This window comes from Polaromonas sp., assembly GCF_030682935.1.
Lineage (GTDB): Bacteria > Pseudomonadota > Gammaproteobacteria > Burkholderiales > Burkholderiaceae_C > Polaromonas.
Genome location: NZ_JAUXNA010000338.1, coordinates 1 through 3,734, shown reverse-complemented (window position 1 = coordinate 3,734; position 3,734 = coordinate 1). Strand labels below are relative to the sequence as shown.

The 3,734-nt window shown below is 59.1% G+C and carries 3 protein-coding genes; all 3 read right to left on the bottom strand.

Features of this window, described 5'->3' with window-relative positions; translation table 11 throughout:
* Positions 1–1,111, bottom strand: a 1,111-nt coding sequence (locus tag Q8K05_RS15615; protein ID WP_305247542.1) for a restriction endonuclease subunit S, incomplete at its 3' end; no start/stop codon positions are given.
* A 5-nt stretch (positions 1,112–1,116) separates the two neighbouring features.
* Positions 1,117–2,643 carry an ATP-binding protein gene (locus tag Q8K05_RS15610; protein WP_305247541.1) on the bottom strand — a complete coding sequence of 509 codons (1,527 nt, stop codon included), beginning with the start codon at positions 2,641–2,643 and terminating at the stop codon, positions 1,117–1,119.
* On the bottom strand, positions 2,640–3,734 hold a 1,095-nt coding region (locus tag Q8K05_RS15605; RefSeq protein WP_305247540.1), incomplete at its 5' end, for a type I restriction-modification enzyme R subunit C-terminal domain-containing protein. The genes Q8K05_RS15610 and Q8K05_RS15605, both read right to left, overlap by 4 nt.

Here is a 3,734-nt window from a genome sequence, read left to right as displayed (position 1 = left end):
CATCAAACCGAACACGGTGTAGTGCCTTTTGATACTTGATGTCCGTTTTCCCCATTCGCCAGACGGCGGCCCTTGCTGGCTCACCGCCTTCGCATACAAACACATCACCGTCGCACACACCAAAACGATCCAATTGATTCGATTCGAAATTCATCTCGAATAGATCAGACAGATCAAAAGCACCCCAGCGAACGTTGATGTTACGGAGGTAGCGATAAGGTTCACCCGATGTGTGTTTTTGCTTGTCCAACATCCTGCCAAGCTGCACTTGCCCAAGCTGCCCCATGGTTGCCCATGTCCATCCCGCAGGCAATTCAGAAGCATCGGCCTGATCAGGGGCATTAGGTTCTTTGTATTTGGACTTACCTGCCCACTGGCTGCGCCGCGTTTCAAGAATCCGCTGCAAAAGCTGCTCGCCGGTTTCGAAGCTGCGGCCTTCGCGATGGGCGAGTTCGGCTTCAGTGGGAACGAGGCGGCCTTCTATGGCGTCTTTGAGGACGGAGGCTTTGTAGCGTTTGAGGTTGGCCTTGACGCGCTTCAGGTTGGCGACGGCTTCGTCGAGGCGGGAGAACTGTTTTTCGAGTTCGGCGACGATTTCGCGCTGCTGGTCAATGCCGGGCAGCGGAATCAGCTGCTCTTCAAGGTAAGCACTCGGCACCCGCCGTAGCCCGACCGCGCCGGTCATGTGCCCGGAGGCTTCTTTTCTGAATGTTTGGCTCGATACAAAGTAATAGATGTAGCGAGCGTCAACGCCAGCACGAGGGCGAAGAACGTGAAACTCGGTTGAGCCGAAGCCGACACCGTTACGCAGTTGTCGGGCGATGGCCATCTTGCCGTTTTCCATGCACGGCGTGACCTTGGCAAACAGCACATCGCCTTCGCGGAAGTGGGTGTAGCCCTTTTTCACCTCAGCGTATTTGCGGATGGTCGATACATCAATGCCGCCAGACAGCGCTTCGACCGCAGCCATCGGAACGAATGACACGTCCAAGTCGTCGTGGAGCGCGGTTCGATCAATCTTGGGGTTGACTTCGACTGCTTCGGACAGTGGCACCAATTGCGCGACGGCGATCACGTCGTCAAGCACTGCACTCACGCTTTGGAATTTCATACCGTTCATGGCCCCTTTGACCCCTTTATGGCCCGATTGGCCAGCCACGCCGCGCCTTGCTCGGTGAGGCGGTATTTCTGCTGGCTGCTGGTCGGTTTGTCGGGCAGGGTCATTTCCAGCAAGCCTTGGTCCATCAATGGCTGGATGACTTGGTCCCTGAACTTGGATCGATTGGTTCTTTCGGCCACGGTCATCAATTCAGTCAAAGCCGCACCAGTGCTGGCTTTGGCGAGGATTTTGACTTGGTCCCGACTTGGTCCCGACTTGGTCCCTGGCTTGGTGCCTGCCGTAGCCACTTCGGCACCCTTTGTCACGCCTTTAGGTCGCCACAAGGTCTGAATAAATTGCCCGCCATCTTGCCGAAACTCTGGCGCTGGCAAGCCGGCTTGGGCACACTGGCTGATCATGTCCAGCGTGCCGGTGCCTGCCTTTTCAATGTAGCGGGCCAAAAACAGTGGTTCGGCAATGCGTGGGCTGCGGGGAATGGAGGCATGCGGGCGGCGCAGGTTGTCCACAGTCAGCTGTGGGGGCAGCTCGCCGGGGTTCCAGATTTCGAGCCTGTCGGCAAACAGCATGACCTGCACCGAGGCGTTGGACGTGTAGTCCCGGTGCGCTACGGCGTTGACGATGGCTTCGGCCACGGCTTCGCGTGGCAGCTCATAGTCAACCGGGGCTTGCGGCCCTGCTGCGCGGGTGCCCACTGTTCTGGCAATTTTGGAAAGCACAAAGTCCAGCGCCTGATCAACCAGTTCAAAAACCGTGCCTTTGTAGATTTGGTACGAAGGAATGGGCTTGCTCACCCCCGTGCCATGAAAGTGCATGCACTTGAGTTCCGAACTAGGCAAGAAGCGCTGCGGGGCTTGACCAAAGAGCAGGATGGCCGCATGGGTGGGCTGCCCGGCATCGAGCAGGTTCAAGTGCGTCAACGCACTGTGCATGGGCGTGGCCGGGTCCAGTGCATAGCCACGGTTGCTCTGCGCACGGGCCAGAAAAAGCGTCAGTTTGTCTTGCGAGATATCGGCCAGCGTAGCGTCGGCACAGGCTGTTGCATCAAAAGGACTGGTGCGCAGCGCGCCCGTGCGGGCCAGGTGGTCCACCAAGCTGGCATGGATGGCGGCAATCAGTTCTGGCGTATCGCCAAAACGGCGACGAATCAATTGATCGCCAGCCTTGCGCACCAGCGAGCGCATCTTGGGGTGGCGCGCACCGTCATCACCACCACGCACATAAATCAGACGGGGCTTGCCTAGCGTGGTGGCCCGGTCAAATTCACGCTCTGTCGGCGATATGCCTTGGGCATCTTCAAAACCATAGTCATTGCCAAACAAGGCAAGGTAGAGAGTGGAGCGGTCAACTTCACTCAAGTACACCGCATCTGCACGCAGGTCTGCGGCGGGCAGGTCTTCAAACAAGAAAACCTCAAAAAACCGAGACAACAGGGGGTCGGCGTGAACAAAGTCTTTGACCGCCCGGCGTTCATGCGCCAGTTCTTTTTGCACCGAGCTGATGAAAATGCGTTGCTTTGCACTCACGCCGCCAACTCCCGATTCATCGCCTCAAGCACCTTCGGCAACTCCGCGCCAAACAACTGATGCACCTTGCCAATGCCGCCCTCCTGCGCAAAGGGGGAGTATTCAAAGTCGTCGGGCTCGATGCCGAGGTTGGCGGCGATGTGGTCACGGATCATTTCTAGCCAGTGGAGTTGTTCGGGGGTGAAGCGGGTGCGAGGGTGCGGGTAGCCCTCACCCCTCCCCTCTCCCAGGGGGAGAGGGAGTAAATCGGGGAGTAAGTTTTCTTGCTGCGCCAGCCAGGCCTTGAAGTTGGTGTTGACGCGCTCGGGGAAGGGCACGAGTTCGTTGTCCTGGTGCATGGCGAAGCGCACCAGGCTGACCAGGTCGGTGAGGATGCGGCGGCGGTTGTCGCCTTTGACCTTGCTTTTGTCCAGCGCGGCGTAGGCTTGCCAGAGCTGGCTCTCCGTCCACAGGTGCGGCGGGGCTTGCAGGGCGTCGGCCAGGGTCTTGAGGGCTTCGAAGGTCAGCGGCTCGTTACTGGCACCGCTCATTCGTTGGGGGCGGTTGTAGAGAATTTGCAGGGCGGTGATTTCGTCTTTGTGCTCGGCAATAAAGCGCTCGAAGGAGTCGACCGTACCTTTGGCGCGCTCGCGGGCAGCTTCAGAAAAGTCGGCGTCGATCAGCTTGTCTTGCGTGACGGTGTCGATGATTTGCTCGGCCTTTTTCTTCAGGTCGATGAGCAGATGGCGCAACGCGGGGTCGCACAGGGGTTTGGTGGCTGTCTGCATGGGTGAAGCGGGCTCGCCCCCACCCCAACCCTCCCCCAGCGGGGGAGGGAGGAAATCGGGGTCGAGCGCATCGACAATGCCGCGCGCGAGGTCTTTGAGGGAATAGCCGCCGCTGGCCTGGATGATTTTGAGTTTGTCGGCCTCGGTCAGCTCGCGGTCCAGCCGGGCCAGGCGGGCTGCGACGCTGGACAGCACTTCGGGCTCCACATTGCCCAGCGCCACGGCTTGCAGCAGTTTGTCGAAGGGCACGGACTTTTTCTGGTCCATGGGGGCGGAGTCGGTTTTGTCCTGCTCGCACACGCCCACGCAGTCGACGATGACGAA